Below are 18,432 nucleotides of genomic sequence, written 5' to 3'. Positions count from 1 at the left end.
ACCAATGTGTAGATAAGTACGGCAAAACAGTGATTCAAGAACGTAGTCACGCAAGAGTTACCCCGGCGCGACAGCTATGCCCGCCGTAACGTTTGTCTCTGAGACTATCTTCCCGAATACTCCGGTCCTGTGAGATTTGGCGACTTCAGCATCAAAACGCTTCGCGTTTTGGATAACTGCGTGACGCACGCCGGAGATCGGCTCCCCCCAATTATAGGCGGCGAAGGGGCCCGCGTCCAGTCGCGCATTTGTGGAGCTCGGTAGCAGTCTTTTCTTTCGATCCATCAGGGCGAGCCATGCATACGAATAAAAATACTTGAATATAAGAGCATATGCTCCTATATCGACCTAATTAAGAGCATATGCTCTCATTTAACGACAGAGAAGCGATCATGAGCGAAGCTGAGATACTTGTAACCGGTGCGACGGGACGGACTGGAGGCGCCGCCATCGGCGAACTCTTGAAGATAGGCAAGAGCGTGCGTGCCTATATGCGCTCGTACGACGAGCGGGCAGCGGCGCTGAGGCAGCGCGGTGTCGATATAGCCGTTGGAGATTTCACCGACATCGATCACATTCGGGCGGCCATGGAAGGCATCCGGTCGGCGTATTTTCTTCACCCGATCGCACCAGGCATCCTTGGCGCTGCGACCTATTTCGCACAGGCTGCAAAGGAAGCGGGTGTTAGCGCGATCGTCAACATGTCGCAGATTTCGGCGCGCCGAGAGGCGGTAAGCCATGCGGCGCAGGACCATTGGATCTCGGAGCGGGTCTTCGACTGGTCAGGCGTTTCGACGACGCATCTTCGCCCTACGTTTTTTGCGGACTGGCTCGCTTATCCCCATTTCGCAAAGGAAATCTGGGCGACGAAGAAGATCTCGTTCCCCTTCGAGAACGGGCGGCATGCGCCTATCGCCTCCGATGATCAGGGCCGGGTGATCGCCCATGTCCTGGCTAATCCGAAGGGCCACGAAGGCAAGATCTATCCGCTCCACGGTCCAGTCGAGATGGACTACACAGAAATCGCTGCCGTCGTGAGCGACGTGCTTGGCGCGAAGATCGAATATGCGCCGTCCTCGATAGAGGCGTTCAAGGATAGGATAGAAAATTTCTACAAGTTCCCGCCGTTCCTTGTGCAGCACCTCGTCGAAGTCGCCCAGAACTATCGTGACGGCATCTTCTCGGGCACTAACGATTTGGTCGAGGCGATTACCGGAACGCCGGCGCTCTCGGTCCAGCAGTTCGTCTCCAACAATCGCGCCGCCTTCGCGTGAATGCCGCGAAGACAAATCGGGGATTTTACAATGTCACATGCTCAAGAAGAACGTCATCCCTTTCTGGACGATCTGACCGCCGACGCGGAGCTTACCAGCTCCGTGTTGCGAGGTTCCGTCATCGGACGCGACGAAATCAGGCTCGCCGTGAACGCCGTCGGAACTTTCTATGCATCACAGACGCCGACGTTCCTTCAGACCGTCGGCTCCCGGCTCTTCCTTGAATATGAGGCCGTTCTGACGAACGGAGAGAAGCTGACCGCCGTCGTGGTCGTCGATCGCGCCTCCGACGGTTCGGTACCGCGGGTCAGCGTGCGGATGAGTCCGCTCGGCGCTGTTCTGTCGCTCGGCGCCCATTTGCGCGGGGCGCTCTCCGGGCAGTTGCCCGAAGAGCTTTTTCTTTGAACCCAACCGACCGCCGGGCCAGCGACAGAGATCGTTTGCCCCGAGGTGCTGCCCCAGAAAGGAAATTCGTTATGGACGTCGCCAACAACACAGTCTTCATCACCGGTGCCAATCGCGGTCTGGGCCTGGCATTTGCACGCGAGGCGCTCCGCCGCGGAGCATCGAAGGTCTATGCAGGCATGCGCAACACGAGCGGCTTCGATGAGCCGGGCATCGTTCCGGTCAGGATCGATGTCACGGATAAGGCATCGATTGCTGCAGCGGCAGAACTGGCAGCGGATACCACGCTATTGATCAACAATGCGGGGATCGCCGCCCTGATCGACGGGCCTCTGGCAGACGATGTCGAAGCGCAGTCGCAACGTCTTTTCGATACCAACTATTATGGTGTGGTGCGCGTCTCGCAGGCCTTCGAGCAGATCCTTTCAGCCAAGCCCCATGCCGCCATCATCAACGTGCTGTCCGACATCGTCTGGCTTCCACGGCCCTATCTGACATCTTATGCCGCTTCCAAGGCGGCGGCATGGAGCTATACGAACCAGCTTCGCTTCCATCTTCGCGATAGCGGCATCGAGGTCCTTGGCTTGCATGTCGGATTCGTGGATACCGATCTGACCAACGGCATCGATGTGCCGAAGGCGAGCCCAGGGGACGTGGTGCGCCAAACCTATGACGCGCTCGCCGCTGGCAAGAGCGAGATCATGGCCGATCAGGGCACTGCGTTACTGAAGAGCACGCTTGCGGCCGACGTGCCCGGCTATATCACTCCGCCGGAAGGGGTATTCTAACTTCGGCGGTGGCAGAAGTTGCTGTGGAGCGCGGAGATTCTTCGGCTTCGCGCCTGCGGCGCTTTGGTTAGGAATGGGATTCGAAAGGAACATAGAATGCTGTCGGCCAACCAACCACTCGGAATCGATCAGTGCAACTGCTCCGCCATGAGAAAGGCGAGCCGACAGATCACGCGGTTTTATGATGATCATCTTGAGCCGGTCGGGCTGCGCATCACGCAGTTTCTGATTCTGGCGGCTCTCGGGGAGGCTGGCGGCGCCACGGTCAACGTTCTCGCCGAACGGCTCGATATCGAGCGGACGGCGATGGGAAAGATGGTCGGATTCCTGGAGCGAGATGGGTTTGTTACCATCAAGCCGTCTCCCGCAGACGGAAGGGTTCGTGTCGTTGAACTCACCAAGGAGGGTCGCCTCCTGCACAAGAGGGCCGAGCCTCTCTGGGAGAGGGCTCAGCAAGAATTCGAGCAATTGAACGGGGCCGCAAACGTCGCAACTCTGCGCCGGGGACTGAGAGAAATCGCCGTCGGCGATTCTGCGAAGGTCTCACCCGAAGACTAAAGCTTCGGACTGATTACTGGGCAGGGGCCAATCACCAATCTGCTGTTGGCCCCTTCAAGCAATTCGGAGGCGCTTCTCAAGCACGCAACACTGCCACCAGTTCTTCCATATCATCCGGCAGCGGCGCTTCGAAGTGCATGACTTCGCCGGTGCGAGGGTGTTCGAATTGCAGGAGATAGGCGTGGAGCGCCTGACGGGGGAAGCGATTGACGACCTGCTTGGCGGCATCCGGCAGCAGGTTGGCCTTGGTCTTGAAGCCGCCGCCATAGACGGCGTCGCCGAGCAGGGGATGGCCGATATGGGCCATGTGAACGCGGATCTGGTGGGTGCGGCCGGTTTCGAGGTGGCAGTCGACCAAGGAGGCGAGGGCGGTGGCGTCCGGAGCCTCGTGAAAACGTTCAATCACTTCATAATGCGTGATCGCCTCGTCGGCATCCTGATTGTTCGGGCGCTTGACAGCGCGGCGGGTACGGTCGCCGGTGGAGCGGCCAAGCGGCGCGTCGATGGTGCCGATCAGTTGCCGGGGGCGGCCCCAGACGATCGCCTGATAGGCGCGTTCCAGCGACCGCGTGCGGCCGTGGTCGGCGAATTGCAGGGACAGGTGGCGGTGGGCGATATCGTTCTTGGCGACGACCATGACGCCGGTGGTGTCCTTGTCCAGCCGATGGACGATGCCCGGCCGGCGCACACCGCCAATACCAGAGAGACTTTCGCCGCAATGATGGATCAGCGCGTTGACCAGCGTGCCCGTCCAGTTGCCGGCGGCGGGGTGAACGACGAGGCCGGCGGGCTTGGAGATGACAATGACGTCGTCATCCTCGTAAAGCACATCAAGCGGAATGTCTTCGCCGAGTGGCGTCGGGTCTTCGGGCTCGGGCAGGGTGATCTCGTAGGTATCGCCAGGGCGCACCTTGCGTTTGGCATCGGTAACCGGGGTCCCGTTGAGCAGGACGGCGCTATCCTTGATCAAGGCCTGGATGCGGCTGCGGGAAAATTCCTCGCCGACCTGCGCAGTCAGCCATGCATCGAGGCGGCCTTCGGCTGTTTCATCGGCGGTTAGGACTTTTCTAATGCCCGCGGCTTCTTTAAAGGGGTCGCTCAAACGCATTCTCCGGCGCACTGGGCGCTCTCTAGGAAATAGGACGCATCGATGACGAATCTCGAGCCAGACGATCAAGAGGAAAAGCCCCTCGATCCGGCCCTGGAAAATGTCCGACGCAAGATGGTTCGCCTGCAGATCGTCTCGGTCGCCATCATGGTGGTGAGCCTTATGGCGGTGTTCGGCGCCGTTGTCTACAAGACGATGCGGCCTGCACCGAAGGCAGCGGGTCAAGCCGCCTCGAATATTCCCGCCGACGCACCCGTTGCGGTGAGCGCAGCGCTGCCGCAGGGCTTTACCGTGCTGTCCACGGCACTCTCCGGAAACCAGGTGCTGTTTTATGGCACGCTCGCCAGCGGCCAGCGCCAGGCCGTTGTTTTCGACTACGGTATCGGCCGCATCGTCGCGACCATATCGCTTTCCAACTGACGGTTTCGCGATGACGGGCGACCGGTTGATCGAGATCACCCATCCCGACGATCCGCGCATCGCCGAATTCCGTAATATCCGCGAGCGTGATCTCGTGGGCCGCGAGAACCGCTTCATTGCCGAGGGCACGGTGGTGCTGCGGCTTCTTGCCGAGGCGCATGCGGCTCAAGGAGACTTCGTCGGCGAAAAAGTGCTGCTGTTGCGCAACCGCGCCGCGGGATTGGAAGAAATCATCGCCGCCTTTCCGCCTGACGTGCCAGTCTATGTTGCGGAGGCTTCGGTGCTGGACGGCATTGTCGGTTTCCATCTGCATCGCGGCGTGCTGGCGCTCGGCCGGCGCAGGGCGGAGCCGGATATCGGCGCCTTTTTAGACCGCTTGCCGGAGCGGGCGCTCGTCCTTGTGGGCTGCGGCATTTCCAATCACGATAATGTCGGTTCAATGTTCCGCAATGCTGCCGCCTTCGGGGCAGATGCGGTGCTGCTCGACGAAACTTGCTGCGATCCGTTGTATCGCAAGGCGCTGCGCGTCTCGGTCGGCTCGGCGCTGACGGTGCCCTATTGCCGTCAATTGAGCGATGTCGATCTGCTGACCGCGCTGGCGGAGCGCGGCTTTGCCATCTGGAGCCTTTCTCCGCGCGGCAACACCGATATCCGCGCCGTTCCGCCGGCCGATAGGATGGCGCTGGTGGTCGGCACCGAAGGGGCGGGGTTGCCGCAGAAAATTCTGTCGACCTTTGGCAGCCTGCGGATACCGCAGGCGCCGAGCCTCGACAGCCTGAACGTGGCAACGGCGAGCGGCATCGCACTCTTCGCCATGGCGTCGTTGACTAAACGCGTCTGAAATTTCCGTCTTTGTAGAGAGCACTTATTGCTGCTTGGGCAGCAGGGCCGCGGCGCGGTCGGCAAGGCTGATACGCGCGCCTTGCTCGGCGGCGCTCGTCTCCTTCGGCAGGAGATCGAAGATCGGCGATTTTTCGCCCTCTTTGAGGGCGGTCATTGCCACCATGTTGGCGGCGATGTTGGCGATCTCTTCCCGCATGGCCTGATCATGCGAGGGCGAGCGCGATTTGAGCAGGCGGTCGGAAAGGGCCGCAGCACGGTTGCGCACTTCCTCCGTCATTTGAGCGATATCGTCTTCCACGTTGCGCTCCGGTTCTGCTGCGTTGGTATCATGATCGGCAATATCCACGATCCTCGGTTTGGTCGAGGGCTTCGAGCCGTTCATCGGCTTGGCTTGAGGGGCAAGACCCGCGGCCTGCAGCGCGCGGCCGGCTTCCTCCGCCTCGGCATGGGCCGTTTCCAGTTTTTCCTTCAAGCGGGCCACGTCCTGAACGTGGCGTTCGATAGCGGTTTCCTTGTCGGCATTGCCCGCGATCTCGCGATCCAGCCGCTCCTCGAGGTGCTGGGCTTTGTCGCTTTCCTGACCCAGGCGTAATTCTGCATCCTTAGCGCGGAGACTTGCAAGGTTCAGATCCTGGCGCAGCGTGTCGCGCTCGTCCCGCAGCGTTTTGATGCGAAACTTCAGGCTCTCGATCTCGGTCTCGCGAGTTGCCAGATCGATCTTCAGATTGTCCGCGTCGGCGGCCATTTTCGTCATCCGCTTGCGCAAGCCGTCGATATCGGCATCCTTCTCCGCGCCGACTTGTTCAGCCGTATGAATACCGGATTTGAGCTGGCTGATATAGCTTTCCTCGCGGCGCAGGCGAGAGCGCAGTTCACCGGCTTCGACTTCGAGATCGTCGATCCGGGTTCGCAATTCGCTGTTTTCAGAGGCGAAGCGGCCGGCCTCCTGCTGGAGCTTGCCGTTGTGAATCTGCAGGGCGACGCTCTTATCGCGCTCCTGCGTCAGCGCCTGCTCGGTCCTGGCGTTTTCGGCCGCGAAAAGGGCGCGCGCCATGTCCTTCTGCGCGCGTACTTCTTGCGGGCTCAGCGGCATGGTCGCTTTCAGCCGCTTTTCCGTGAACCAGACGATGCGGCGGTGCACTGCGGGCGCGATAAGGAAGACCAGAAAGGCGGCGGTCAGAAAGCCCAATCCAAACAGTAGAGCGAATTCAATCACGGCGCAGCCAGCATCTAAGAGGTGTTTTCAATCTCAATAAAGTGATTAAGCAAATGATTAAGCATGAGGCCGGCGCGCGGGCAAGCATTTAAATCGGATATGGTTTACCGGCGTATCGGGAGTTCGCGACAAGAAAAGGCCCGCGAACTGCGCGGGCCAGGCGGCGAAATATGGGGGAATATCGCCAAAAGATCAGAAGGGATTCCAGGTCGGGTTCGGCGTGACCTTGAGGTAGCCGAGGTTGACGCCGAGACGAGCGCCGAGGCCGGTGCGGATCGGCACCAGCACGATGTCGTTGTTCTTCAGCACGGTCATTCCGACGCCGGCGACAACGAAGGCCTGCCCGCTGACGCCGCCAAAGCGGGTGTAGACGCTGTTGATGTTCGGCAGGTCATAGACCAGCATCATGACGCGGGTGCCCTGGCCGCCGTAGTCGAGGCCAAGCGACGGGCCCTGCCAATAGAGCGGGTGCTCGCCGGCGTTCTTGGTGTTGAGCTGGCCTTCGCCATAGGTCAGCCCTGCGATGAAGGCGCCGGAGCCTTCCTGCCCGAGGATATAGCCGTTCGGCAGGCCGTATTGCTGAAAGGCCCGCTCGACTACCTTTGCGAGGCCGCCGCTGGTCGAGCCGAAGAAGGAATGGCCGGCGTCGACGATTTCCTGCATCGAATATTGGTTGTTGGCCGCAGCCGCCGCCTGACGAACCGGCAGCGCGAAGCTTACGAACGCAACGATGGCTAAGATCAAGCCGAGGCCGACCGTTCTCGAGCCGAGGCTGGGCATTCTCTTCAGGAGTTGATAGCGCATGACATTCATCCGTTCATCATGGTCGGTGCAATCGGGAACGGATGCGCCGCGCATTCGCACGAACGCGCCAAGTACACCTCGCCCCTCAGTCCAGACCGTTCCGCCCATGTTCGGCATCGCGAATCGTGCGCGAAAGGGTCTGGTGGTGATGAATGCATTTTGCGGCGATCATCTTAACAATCGGTTTACCAAATATGGTGTCTTTATGGCGTGCGGTACGCCCGCCTGCGGCAATCCTCGGGCAATCTTGCCGTGGCAACGTAGAATCATACTGCGTTCCGCCTTGTCAGCATTCAGGAGACAATGAATGTCGAAGAATCCGAACCTCACCTTGACCGGACCGGATCTGGCCGCGCTGCTATGCAGCCGCGTTTGCCATGATGTGATCTCTCCGGTCGGTGCGATCAATAACGGTCTGGAGCTGCTCGATGAGGGCGGTGCCGATGCCGATGCGATGGAGTTGATCCGCACCAGCGCTCTCAACGCGTCTGTTCGCCTCAAATTCGCACGCCTCGCCTTCGGTGCGTCCGGCTCGGTCGGCGCCTCGATCGATACGGGCGAAGCCGAGCGTGCCGCCAAGGATTTCGCCGCTGCCGAAAAGAAGACAGAGGTCAGTTGGATCGGCCCGCGCGCCATTGTTGCCAAGAACCGCGTGAAGCTGCTGCTCAATCTCTTCCTGGTCGCTTACGGCTCGATTCCGCGCGGCGGCAATATCGAGGTGACGCTGGAAAATCCAGATCTCGACGCCAAGTTCACGATTATTGCCAAGGGCCGGATGATGCGCGTGCCGCCGAAATTCGCGGAGATTTGCTCGGGTGCATTGGAAGAAGCGGTCGATGCCCATTCCATCCAGCCCTACTACACCGTGCTTCTGGCGGACGAGAGCGGCATGGAACTCTCCTACAACGCCACGCCGGAGGAGCTTACTTTCAGCGCTTCCATGCGCAGCGAATAAACGCCGGTCGCACGATTTATACCGATAATCCCGCCACCGGACGTCCGGCGGCGGGATTATCTTTAGGTGTATCGTCGTTCCTGCGCATTCTTTTGGTTGTCGGCACAATTATGAACACAACGGTAACGATTCCTTAGCCTCGTGCGCCTATCGTCCCAATTTGATGATGGCGCCAGACAGATGGCGACCGGGCGCGAAGGAGTTGGTGATGCAGCGATTCATGATTACGGACGCGTCGGATGTCGTGCGTAAGGTCGGCAAGCGGATTCTCTCCGAACTCGATTTTCTCGTCAGTGAAGCCGCCGATGCCCGTGAAGCGCTGACGCGGTGCCAGGCTGAACTCCCGGACTACCTGATCGTCGACGCCGGCATGGAAGGCGCTCTCGATCTCATCGCCAGTATCCGCGCCATGCCGAACGGCAAAGAGGTCAAGATCTATTACTGCGTCGTCGAGGCGGATTTGCGCAAGCTGATGGCCGGTAAACGCGCCGGCGCCACCGATTTCCTGCTGAAGCCTTTCGATCGCAAGATACTGACGGCGGTTTTCGGTAATCGAGCCATCGCAGCCTGATCTTTATCCCATAGACTGTTGAATGCGTCTGGGCCGCCTGTTTGGGCGGCCTTTGTTTTTGATGTTTGAAAATGCAACACAAAAAATCCCGCCTGAAGAGGCGGGATTTTATGTATCGGCGGTGATCGGGGAGGGCGTCTTAGGCGCTTTCGGCGAAATCGCTGCTGTCGGGCTCGCGCAGCACATAGCCACGGCCCCAGACGGTTTCGATATAGTTGGCGCCGCCGGCGGCGTTGGCGAGCTTCTTGCGCAGCTTGCAGATGAAGACGTCAATGATCTTCAGTTCCGGCTCGTCCATGCCGCCATAGAGGTGGTTAAGGAACATTTCCTTGGTGAGCGTGGTGCCCTTGCGGAGCGAAAGCAGCTCCAGCATCTGGTATTCCTTGCCGGTCAGGTGCACGCGCTGGCCGCCGACTTCGACGGTCTTGGCGTCGAGATTGACGATCAGTTCGCCAGTCATGATCACCGACTGGGCGTGGCCCTTGGAACGGCGGACGATGGCGTGGATGCGGGCGACCAGCTCGTCCTTGTGGAAAGGCTTGGTCATGTAGTCGTCGGCACCGAAGCCGAGACCGCGAACCTTGTCTTCAATGCCGGCCATGCCGGAGAGGATGAGGATCGGTGTCTTGACCTTGGACAGTCGCAGCGTGCGAAGCACTTCGTAGCCGGACATGTCGGGAAGGTTAAGATCGAGAAGAATGATGTCGTAGTCGTAGAGCTTGCCGAGATCGACGCCTTCTTCACCGAGATCGGTGGTGTAAACGTTGAAACTTTCGGATTTGAGCATCAGTTCGATGCTCTGCGCTGTCGCGCTATCGTCTTCAATAAGTAGAACCCGCATAATTATCCCCTTTACCGCCGCCGAAAGGTCGTCAGCCCCCTTACGCGATACCGATCAAATCACTGCCTGATTTGGAAGCTGCCACGGAATGGTTAACAAATTCTGATTCACTCTGGCAAGACGTATCGAATTTATTAAATAATTTTTCCATTGCACTGTTTTCCAATGACAATCAGCAAATATCTTTCCTAAAGTGTTGCATTAAGAAGACACGCCAAGTGATTCATTCGACTCGCCAATGTCAACATCTCGAATTCTGAGCGCGACATTTACTGACCCTTAAATGATCGTCCCTATCATTAACGATGCCCGTAAACGAAAGGTTACCAGCGGTAGGTTTTTATTAAGATCGCTGGAAATTTTTTTAACCAAGCCGTTTCAAAGCGGTGCGGCGGGTCAAAATATCGAGAGCCGGGGTCTCGCATCACGGGAGTAATGCGTATGAAGTCACGTGAGAGCCTAACGCGCCTGAAGGAGTTTCAGGTGAACGAAAAACGCCGTCAACTGCAGCAACTGCAGATGATGATGGCGGAATTCGACCGTATGACAAAGGATCTGGAGAGCCAGATCGTGCTGGAAGAGAAAAAGTCCGGCATTTCCGATCCGAACCACTTTGCCTACCCGACCTTTGCCAAAGCCGCACGGCAGCGCGCGGACAACTTGCAGGTGTCGATCCGGGAATTGCAGGTGCAGGAAGAGGCGCTGGAAACATCGCTGGAAGAAATGCAGGCCGAATATGCCAAGGCCGCAGCGCTGGAAGAGCGCGACGGTTCGGGGCCGGTGAGGGCACGCGCCTAATTAACTATTCCGTCGCCATTTCTTGATCTTCGCATCGGACCGATGTTCGGGATTATGCGAGAAGCGGCGGAAGCGGCTCGAAAGCCGTGCATGACTGGCCATGGTGGGTGGCCGGCCATGCACGGCTTTTGGTGTTTTCAAATGAAGATGCTCGATTATCTCCAGCGCGGTGGGGCTACATATTCACCACATCGCGCCATTCCTCATGACGCTGGGCTTGCGCTTTGAAAAATGGGCAAAGTGGAATGATCTTCCAGCCGCCATTGCGGGCCTCTTCGACGGCATGAAGGGCGAGCGCCTGGCCGACGCCCTTGCCGCGAAGTGCATCCGGGACGGCGGTATGATCGATGATGATCAGCTTGGGAGAGGCGCGGGAAAAGGTCATCTCGGCCTCATGGCCTTCGATCGTTGCAGCGTAGCGTCCACCCGATGCGTTGTCTTCGTTGCGGATGTCCATGATTGTCCTCGGATTTCAAATATTTTTGGATCGACGTCGGTTAACGTCTCTTGTCTCAGATCGATGCTAACAAACCTGTCGCCGGTGGCAAGCAGCGCTCGCGGACAGCGTCCACCGTTCGAAAAACGGTTTGGATTTCCGATCTTCTGCGCTATGCGGCTGTGATAAGGGTGATGCAGCCATTTGGGAGGTTTCCGGCACCGATGCGCAATCTGCAAGCCGTGCTTCTGGTCACTGTCCCGTTCCTGCTGGCCTTTGGCCTCGTATTGCCGCTGGTTCGTTTCGAAAAGCTTTATTTCTTCAGCGACACGCCGTCCCTGCTCGGCATCATCGCTTCTCTTTGGGGAGCGGAAAACTATCTTCTCGCCACTATCGTGGCGCTCGTCTCGGTGGCGCTGCCAATCTTGAAGACCGTGAGCCTGGCAATTGAAGCGATGGGGACGCGGAGAAAAAGCGAACGCGGGTTTTTCTTCGAGCATATCGTGCCGCAACTGGCGCGCTGGTCGATGGCGGACGTGCTGCTGGTGGCGATCGTCATCGCCGCCGCCAAAACCAGCGGGCTTGCGACTGCATTTACGCAGCCGGGCCTCTGGTTCTATGCGGGTTCTACCATGATTTCGGGCCTTCTTCATATCCTGTTGAGGAAGGAAAAAGGCCCGAACTGAAGATCAAACGAATGTCGCGTCTGTATGGCAGCCGTCAGTGACGATACTGCTGTATGCGGGTCGTCCGGAGGCCGGCGAGGCCATGGGTATTGATGGACGACTGCCAGGAGAGGAATTCTTCCACAGTGAGCGTATAACGCTCGCAAGCTTCTTCCAAGCTCAGCAAACCACCGCGTACCGCGGCGACAACCTCGGCCTTACGACGGATAACCCAGCGGCGCGTGTTCGGCGGCGGCAGGTCGGCAATCGTAAGCGGGCTGCCATCGGGGCCGATGACATACTTCACTCGGGGACGTATCATTTCGGTCATTGGACTCTCTACACATACTCAAGACCACGGGAGCCACTCTAACTTGCCACATTTAAAAATTGCCTAAGCGCTTGGTAACACTTTGATAATAATTTTAGGGAAAGCCGGAGCGAGCTGATTTGCGCGATGATGGCGACGCAGAAAATCCGGCAATCCGCTGTTATCGCAGCGGAAAAGCCGGTTGTTGTATGAGTTTTCGTCAGTGAAAACTTACGCTTTTGATATGATGTTAGGCGTGGGCGAGGCTTTTCCCGCCGCCCCAGCAGATGAAATTGGGGTTGGCGAAATCGCTGTCATCGCTCTGATCGGTCTTGCCGTAAGAAAGCGGGCGGCCATCGAGCGTAAGGGTTGAGCCGCCTGCGGCGCGCAATACTGCATCACCGGCCGCGGTGTCCCATTCCATCGTGCGCGTGAAGCGCGGATAGACGTCGGCCTTGCCTTCGGCGAGGAGGCAGAATTTCAGTGAAGAGCCGATCGACGTGCAGGCGGTGACGGCATTTTCCGCCAGGAAACTATCCGTCTTCGGGCTGCTGTTGCAGCGGCTGGCAAGCGCCAGCAAATGCTCGGGGCGTGCGCGCACCGCGATTGCGGAACGGTCGGCAACGGTGAACTGGTCGGTGATGGCGAGCTTGCGCGCCTTGCCGGCCTCGCCGGTGAAGGCTATGCCGAGCGCCGGCGCAAAGACGATGCCGGTGACCGGGACGCCGTTCTGAATATAGGCGATATTGACGGTGAACTCGTCGCGATGCTCGATGAATTCGCGCGTGCCGTCCAGCGGATCGACCAGGAAGAAGGGGCGGCCGCGGACGTCGGGAATCTTGCCGGCAGCGACCGATTCCTCGGCAATTGCGGGAATGTCCGGAAAGTCGCGCGTCAGATGTTCGAGAATAATGTGCTCGGCGCGTTCATCGGCAATCGTGACGGGACTCATATCCTGCTTCAAAGCGACGGCATAACCGGCACGGTAGACCTCCAATATGGCCTTACCCGCCTCAAGGGCCGCTTTTTCAAATGTCGCGAGCATTCGCCTGCCGTCTTTCCGCAGCTCGTCCGTGGTCGAGCTTAGAGATACAATAATTAAGAAGCCTTCACTGTAAAGTTTAGACCCCGCGCCAATCACGTTTTCACCGCCTAGCGCTTGGATCGTTATTCCGCAACGGGACTTCGCATCCATGCGCCGTTGTCAGCAACATCTCCGCTACCCCCGTGTTCTTTGAGATACAGTGCCTCGCTTTGCTACGCATTCGGGAAAGAACATGTTCTGTTTGCGAAGGTTTTCCGTCCTTTCCGGACTTGTCGTTTTTATTGCTTATGCGAATGTGTGACCGCATAGAGACCGGGATTTATACATGCGTTATTCGGCATATCAGGTTCTGAAGCAGGCGCTTTTAGGAAACCGTCATTGGCAGCCTGTCTGGCGAACTCCGGAGCCGAAACCGCATTATGACGTCATCATCGTCGGCGGTGGCGGGCATGGGCTGGCGACGGCCTACTATCTCGCCAAGGAGTTCGGCATCACCAATATCGCGGTGCTGGAAAAGAACTATCTCGGCTCCGGCAATGTGGGCCGCAACACCACTATCATCCGCTCCAATTATCTCCTCCCCGGCAACGAGCCGTTCTACGAATTCTCGATGCGGCTTTGGGAAGGGCTGGAGCAGGATTTCAATTACAATGCCATGGTCTCCCAACGCGGCATCATCAATCTCTTCCATTCCGATGGGCAACGCGACGCCTATGCCCGGCGCGGAAATGCCATGCGCATGCACGGGGTCGATGCGGAGCTGCTGAACCGCGATCAGGTCCGCAAGATGATGCCCTATCTCAATTTTGACCATGCGCGCTTTCCGATCCTTGGCGGGCTGCTGCAGGCGCGCGGCGGCACGGCAAGGCACGATGCCGTCGCCTGGGGTTATGCGCGCGGTGCCGACAGTCGCGGCGTCGATCTCATCCAGCAATGCGAGGTGATCGGCATTCGCCGCGAAGGTGGTGCCGTGACCGGTGTCGAAACGACGCGCGGCTTCATCGGCTGCAACAAGCTGGCGCTGGCGGCGGCCGGCCATACCTCGATCCTTGGGCGCATGGCGGATCTGGAACTGCCGATCGAAACCCATGTGCTGCAGGCGTTCGTCACGGAGGGGCTGAAGCCGGTGATCGATCACGTCATCACCTACGGCGCCGGCCATTTCTATATATCGCAGTCGGACAAAGGCGGTTTGGTCTTCGGAGCCGATCTCGATTATTACAGCTCCTATGCCCAGCGCGGCAATCTCGCCACCGTCGAACATACGATGGAGGAGGGGGTGTCGCTGATCCCAGGCCTGTCGCGTGTCCGTGTGCTGCGGAGCTGGGGTGGGGTGATGGATATGAGCATGGACGGCTCACCGATCATCGACCGCACGCCGATCGACAATCTCTATCTGAACTGCGGCTGGAACTATGGCGGCTTCAAAGCGACGCCGGCCTCCGGCTTCTGCTTCGCGCACCTGATCGCCAAGGGCGAAAGCCATGAGGTCAGCCGCCTCCTGCGCCTCGATCGCTTCGAGCGCGGTTTTGCGATCGACGAAGGCGGCAAGGGTCCGCAGCCGAATCTGCATTGAGGGCACGAAACCAATGGCAAGCTTGATCACCTGCCCGCATTGCGGCACGCGCCCGAAAGAAGAGTTCACCATTCGGGGGTCTGCATCCGCCACCCGTCCGGCTCCATCCGCGCCGGATGAAGATTGGAATCGCTATGTCTATATCCGCGACAACGAGCGCGGGCGCATTCTCGAATATTGGCACCATGCGGCCGGTTGCCGCCGCTGGCTAGTCGTCGACCGCAGCAATGTCACCCATGAGGTCTTCTCCGTCACCGATGCTGCGGACAAGGCGCGGGAGGCGGCGCAATGACGGCCTATCGTCTTTCCTCCGGCGGGCTCGTCAATCGCAGCCGACCGCTTTCGTTCAAGTTCGATGGCAGAGATATGAAAGGGATGGAGGGTGATACGCTCGCCGCCGCCCTGCTTGCCAATGACCAATTGCTTGTCGGCCGCAGCTTCAAATATCACCGTCCGCGCGGCATCCTGACGGCTGGCTCCGCCGAGCCAAACGCGCTGGTGACGATCGGCAGGGACGGACGCACGGAGCCGAATACGCGCGCCACCGTCGCTGAGCTCTATCAGGGCATGACCGCTGTCAGCCAGAACCGTTGGCCGTCGCTGAAATTTGACATTGCCTCGATCAACGGTCTGTTCTCGCCCTTCCTCAGCGCGGGCTTCTACTACAAGACCTTCATGTGGCCGGCGGCTTTTTGGGAGAAGCTCTATGAGCCGCTGATCCGCCGCGCCGCCGGTCTCGGCAAAGCGGCGATGCGGGCCGATCCCGATCGTTATGAGAAGGCCTGGGCGCATTGTGATCTGCTGGTGATCGGCTCCGGCCCGGCCGGGCTGATGGCGGCGCTAACGGCGGCGCGCGCGGGGCTCCGCATCATTCTTGCAGACGAAGGATTTCGCCTGGGCGGATCGCTGCTGTCGGAGAGATTGTCGATCGGCGGCGCCACCGCGGATGCCTTCGTGCATGCGGCGCTCGACGAACTCCAGAATTTCGAGAATGTCACTTTGATGCCGCGCACCACGGTGTTCGGCTGGTATGACGACAATGTCTTTGGCGCGGTCGAAAAAGTGCAGAAGCATGTGGCGATGCCTTCGCCCGATCTGCCGGTCGAGCGTCTTTGGCGTATCGCCGCCAAACGCGCCATCCTCGCCACCGGTGCGGAAGAGCGACCGCTGGTATGCGGCGGCAATGACAGGCCAGGCGTCATGATGGCTGGCGCGATGCGCAGCTATCTCAATCGATATGGCGTCGTGGCGGGGCAGAAGGTGGCGGTGTTCACCAATGGCGGGTCCGGCTATCGCACGGCGCTGGATCTCGCGGCTGAAGGCGTCGAGATAGCGGCCATCATCGATACGCGCAGTGCCTCTTCCGATCCTGCGCCTCCGGGCGTTCGCATCATTCACGCCGGCACCGTGCAGGCCACGAAGGGCCGGCATCGTATCAGCGGCGTGATTGCCGATCGTGGCGGCCTGGACGAGGTTATTGCGTGTGACGCGCTTGCCATGTCCGGCGGTTGGTCGCCGATCATTCATCTTGCCTGTCAGCGCGGCGCAAAGCCTGTGTGGTCGGAGGAAAAACAGGGCTTCATAGCGCCGACGGTCGGCGGCGAAATGGAGATTGCCGGATCGGCTGCAGGCATCGACAGTGTTTCGGGCTGTCTTGCCGATGGCGCGGAAAAGGCGCGGTTGATTATTGAAAGCCTGGGGCGCACCGCACATGAGGCGGAGATACCGGAGGTCGAAGGCGATTACGATCCGTCCTTTGCAGCCATCTGGCATGTGCCGGGCGCCAAGGACAAGGCCTTCGTCGACTTCCAGAACGACGTCCATGCGAAAGACCTGGGCCTGGCCCTGCGCGAAGGCTATGGTCACGCGGAGCACGCCAAGCGCTATACGACGAGCGGCATGGCGACGGATCAGGGCAAGCTTGGCAATGTCAATGCCGCCGGCCTCATCGCCGGCATGCGCGGCGTCAGCCCCGCTGCTGTCGGCACGACGACCTTCCGGCCTTTCTATACGCCCGTCTCCTTCGGCGCCCTGGCGGGTACGGCGCGCGACAAGCATGCGCAGCCGGTGCGGGAATCGCCGCTTCATGGCTGGGCGAAGAAGAATGGCGCTACATTCGTCGAAGCCGGCCTTTGGTTTCGCTCGGCCTGGTTTGCACGCGCGGGCGAGAAAACCTGGCGCGACAGCGTCGACCGCGAGGTGCTGAACGTCCGCAACAATGTCGGTCTTTGCGACGTCTCGACGCTCGGCAAGATCGAAGTGTTCGGCAAGGATGCGGCGGAGTTTCTCAACCGGATCTATTCGAACGCCTTCTTGAAACTGCCGATCGGCAAGGCACGCTATGGGCTGATGCTGCGCGAGGACAGTATGGTGTTCGACGACGGGACGACGAGCCGACTGTCACCGAATCATTTCTTCCTCACCACGACGACCGCGATGGCCGGCGAGGTGATGGCGCATATGGAATTCTGCGCCCAGACCCTATGGCCACAGCTCGACGTCCGTTTCGTCTCCTCGTCGGATCAATGGGCGCAGATGGCAATTGCCGGTCCGAGGGCGCGTGAGGTTCTGGAACAGATTGTCGAGGACGATATTTCCGACGCGTTCTTCCCATTCCTCGCCGCCGCAGAGGTGATGTTGAAAGGCGGTCTGAAGGCCAGACTGTTCCGCATCTCCTTTTCCGGCGAACTGGCCTATGAGCTCGCCGTTCCCGCCGGCTATGGCGAGGCGGTGGCGGATGCGATCATGGAGGCGGGCAAGGCGCACGGTATCTGCGCTTACGGGGTCGAGGCGCTGAATGTGCTCCGCATCGAGAAAGGACATGTCACCCATAACGAACTGGATGGCCGCACTACGCCGGATGATGTCGGGCTCGGCCGGATGATGGCGACGCAGAAGCCGGATTTCATCGGCAAGCGGCTTTCGACCCGCTTCGGCCTGACCGCTGCCGATCGTGTTCAGCTTGTCGGGCTGAAGCCGGTCGATGCCACCAAGGAAATCCGGGCAGGTGCGCACCTGCTGAGGGAAGGTGCCAAGCCTTCGACGGCGAATGATCAGGGCCATGTTTCTTCCGCCTGCTTCTCCCCGGTTCTCGGCCATTTTATCGCATTGGCCTTCCTGAAATCCGGGCGCGAGCGGATCGGTGAACATGTGATCGTCTGGGATGGGTTGCGTGGCGAGGAAGTGGTTGCCGAGGTCTGCAATCCGGTCTTCGTCGATCCCGCCAACAAGAAACTTCTGGGGTGAGGGATCGATGAGCGTCGCATATCTAAACCGGCACGTGCTGGAAGATCACATCTCCGGCTTCGAGGCGGAGCCCAATCCGAACCATCTCGTCGTCATCGGCCGCCCCGCCATATTCTCCGTGCTCGCCCATGCCAGCCAGGAAGCCTGGACGTTGGCGGCGTTGAAGGCGATGTCGGATATTTCCGTGCGCCATGCGGGGCCGGGCGAGTGGCTGTTGGTATCGGAAGTGTTGGGGGCCGAGAGCCTGGCGCGTGACCTCGCCATGTTGGATGCCGGCCGCATCTCCTTCTTCGAACAGAGCGACGGCCGTGTAGTGCTGCGCCTTTCGGGGCCGAGTGTCCGGCGCATTCTGGCAAAATGCGTCGCCGTCGACTTGCATTCGCAGGTATTTGCCGAAGGGCAATCGGCCAACATGCTCATCTGCCACGTCAGCGCCAACCTCGCCCGCACCGGTCCTGACCATTTCGAGATCATCGTTCCCCGCTCCTATGCCGGGAGCGTGTTCGAGGAGTTGATGGAGATGGGACGGGAATTCGCGCTGACGGCGGGATTTGGCGATTGAGCACATGAGCC

21 protein-coding genes are annotated in these 18,432 nt (G+C 59.5%); 14 read left to right on the top strand and 7 right to left on the bottom strand.

Annotated features, from left to right (window positions below; all coding sequences use genetic code 11):
- Positions 1-392 precede the first annotated feature (392 nt).
- The 4 genes from N2601_RS11880 (at position 393) to N2601_RS11865 (ending at position 3,025) form a co-directional block, all read left to right on the top strand.
- Entirely contained in the window at positions 393-1,274 is an 882-nt protein-coding gene (locus tag N2601_RS11880; RefSeq protein WP_104824025.1) for an NmrA family NAD(P)-binding protein, read from the top strand.
- Positions 1,275-1,304: 30 nt separating this feature from the next.
- The gene (locus tag N2601_RS11875) at positions 1,305-1,679 is read left to right on the top strand and encodes a hypothetical protein (protein WP_104824024.1); all 375 of its coding nucleotides are present in this window, start codon (positions 1,305-1,307) and stop codon (positions 1,677-1,679) included.
- Between the two features lie 71 nt (positions 1,680-1,750).
- Positions 1,751-2,467: an SDR family oxidoreductase gene (locus N2601_RS11870; RefSeq protein ID WP_104824023.1), complete on the top strand. Its 717-nt coding sequence runs from the start codon at positions 1,751-1,753 to the stop codon at positions 2,465-2,467.
- A 96-nt stretch (positions 2,468-2,563) separates the two neighbouring features.
- A complete protein-coding gene (locus N2601_RS11865; RefSeq protein ID WP_104824022.1) occupies positions 2,564-3,025 on the top strand; it encodes a MarR family winged helix-turn-helix transcriptional regulator in 462 nt (153 codons plus the stop codon).
- Between the two features lie 76 nt (positions 3,026-3,101).
- Here the strand turns inward: N2601_RS11865 and N2601_RS11860 are convergent, their stop codons facing one another.
- Positions 3,102-4,127, bottom strand: a complete 1,026-nt coding sequence (locus N2601_RS11860; protein ID WP_104824021.1) for an RluA family pseudouridine synthase — start codon at positions 4,125-4,127, stop codon at positions 3,102-3,104.
- A 48-nt stretch (positions 4,128-4,175) separates the two neighbouring features.
- Here N2601_RS11860 and N2601_RS11855 point away from each other — a divergent pair, with 48 nt between their 5' ends.
- A complete protein-coding gene (locus N2601_RS11855) occupies positions 4,176-4,553 on the top strand; it encodes a hypothetical protein (RefSeq protein ID WP_104824020.1) in 378 nt (125 codons plus the stop codon).
- A gap of 10 nt (positions 4,554-4,563) precedes the next feature.
- The gene (locus N2601_RS11850) at positions 4,564-5,394 is read left to right on the top strand and encodes a TrmH family RNA methyltransferase (protein WP_104824019.1); all 831 of its coding nucleotides are present in this window, start codon (positions 4,564-4,566) and stop codon (positions 5,392-5,394) included.
- 24 nt (positions 5,395-5,418) lie between these two features.
- Here the strand turns inward: N2601_RS11850 and N2601_RS11845 are convergent, their stop codons facing one another.
- A complete protein-coding gene (locus N2601_RS11845) occupies positions 5,419-6,612 on the bottom strand; it encodes a hypothetical protein (RefSeq protein WP_104824018.1) in 1,194 nt (397 codons plus the stop codon).
- A gap of 192 nt (positions 6,613-6,804) precedes the next feature.
- Positions 6,805-7,416, bottom strand: a complete 612-nt coding sequence (locus tag N2601_RS11840; protein WP_245463885.1) for a DUF1134 domain-containing protein — start codon at positions 7,414-7,416, stop codon at positions 6,805-6,807.
- 307 nt (positions 7,417-7,723) lie between these two features.
- Here N2601_RS11840 and chpT point away from each other — a divergent pair, with 307 nt between their 5' ends.
- Complete coding sequence (gene chpT / locus N2601_RS11835; RefSeq protein WP_104824016.1) at positions 7,724-8,371, top strand: histidine phosphotransferase ChpT; 648 nt, start codon at positions 7,724-7,726, stop codon at positions 8,369-8,371.
- Positions 8,372-8,579: 208 nt separating this feature from the next.
- Positions 8,580-8,942, top strand: a complete 363-nt coding sequence (locus N2601_RS11830) for a response regulator (RefSeq protein ID WP_104824015.1) — start codon at positions 8,580-8,582, stop codon at positions 8,940-8,942.
- A gap of 139 nt (positions 8,943-9,081) precedes the next feature.
- Here the strand turns inward: N2601_RS11830 and ctrA are convergent, their stop codons facing one another.
- Positions 9,082-9,783, bottom strand: coding sequence for a response regulator transcription factor CtrA (ctrA, locus tag N2601_RS11825; RefSeq protein ID WP_069611718.1), 702 nt, complete (start codon positions 9,781-9,783; stop codon positions 9,082-9,084).
- A 441-nt stretch (positions 9,784-10,224) separates the two neighbouring features.
- Between ctrA and N2601_RS11820 the strand changes: the two genes are divergently transcribed.
- Positions 10,225-10,581, top strand: a complete 357-nt coding sequence (locus tag N2601_RS11820; protein WP_104824014.1) for a flagellar export protein FliJ — start codon at positions 10,225-10,227, stop codon at positions 10,579-10,581.
- A 175-nt stretch (positions 10,582-10,756) separates the two neighbouring features.
- On the opposite strand, the gene N2601_RS11815 is transcribed toward N2601_RS11820, so the two are convergent.
- Complete coding sequence (locus N2601_RS11815) at positions 10,757-11,038, bottom strand: GNAT family N-acetyltransferase (RefSeq protein ID WP_104824013.1); 282 nt, start codon at positions 11,036-11,038, stop codon at positions 10,757-10,759.
- A gap of 203 nt (positions 11,039-11,241) precedes the next feature.
- Here N2601_RS11815 and N2601_RS11810 point away from each other — a divergent pair, with 203 nt between their 5' ends.
- Entirely contained in the window at positions 11,242-11,703 is a 462-nt protein-coding gene (locus N2601_RS11810) for a paraquat-inducible protein A (RefSeq protein ID WP_104824012.1), read from the top strand.
- A 34-nt stretch (positions 11,704-11,737) separates the two neighbouring features.
- Here N2601_RS11810 and sciP read toward each other — a convergent pair whose 3' ends face one another.
- Positions 11,738-12,013: a CtrA inhibitor SciP gene (gene sciP, locus N2601_RS11805; RefSeq protein ID WP_004107124.1), complete on the bottom strand. Its 276-nt coding sequence runs from the start codon at positions 12,011-12,013 to the stop codon at positions 11,738-11,740.
- Positions 12,014-12,242: 229 nt separating this feature from the next.
- Positions 12,243-13,037, bottom strand: coding sequence for a 3'(2'),5'-bisphosphate nucleotidase CysQ (gene cysQ, locus N2601_RS11800; protein ID WP_104824011.1), 795 nt, complete (start codon positions 13,035-13,037; stop codon positions 12,243-12,245).
- A gap of 325 nt (positions 13,038-13,362) precedes the next feature.
- Here cysQ and N2601_RS11795 point away from each other — a divergent pair, with 325 nt between their 5' ends.
- Genes N2601_RS11795 through N2601_RS11780 form a run of 4 tightly spaced genes read left to right on the top strand, consistent with a single transcriptional unit; the run spans position 13,363 to position 18,421 of the window.
- Positions 13,363-14,613 carry a sarcosine oxidase subunit beta family protein gene (locus tag N2601_RS11795; RefSeq protein ID WP_104824010.1) on the top strand — a complete coding sequence of 417 codons (1,251 nt, stop codon included), beginning with the start codon at positions 13,363-13,365 and terminating at the stop codon, positions 14,611-14,613.
- Positions 14,614-14,626: 13 nt separating this feature from the next.
- Positions 14,627-14,905: a sarcosine oxidase subunit delta gene (locus N2601_RS11790; protein WP_104824009.1), complete on the top strand. Its 279-nt coding sequence runs from the start codon at positions 14,627-14,629 to the stop codon at positions 14,903-14,905.
- Complete coding sequence (locus N2601_RS11785; protein ID WP_104824008.1) at positions 14,902-17,859, top strand: sarcosine oxidase subunit alpha family protein; 2,958 nt, start codon at positions 14,902-14,904, stop codon at positions 17,857-17,859. Before N2601_RS11790 ends, N2601_RS11785 begins: the two co-directional genes overlap by 4 nt.
- Before the next feature lie 7 nt (positions 17,860-17,866).
- Complete coding sequence (locus tag N2601_RS11780) at positions 17,867-18,421, top strand: sarcosine oxidase subunit gamma (protein WP_104824007.1); 555 nt, start codon at positions 17,867-17,869, stop codon at positions 18,419-18,421.
- The last annotated feature ends 11 nt before the right edge of the window (positions 18,422-18,432 follow it).

The sequence above is a fragment of the Rhizobium sp. CB3060 genome, from assembly GCF_025200735.1.
Taxonomy (GTDB): domain Bacteria; phylum Pseudomonadota; class Alphaproteobacteria; order Rhizobiales; family Rhizobiaceae; genus Rhizobium.
The sequence above is the reverse complement of the archived record's forward strand: the minus strand, read 5'-3'. Positions and strand labels throughout refer to the sequence as shown.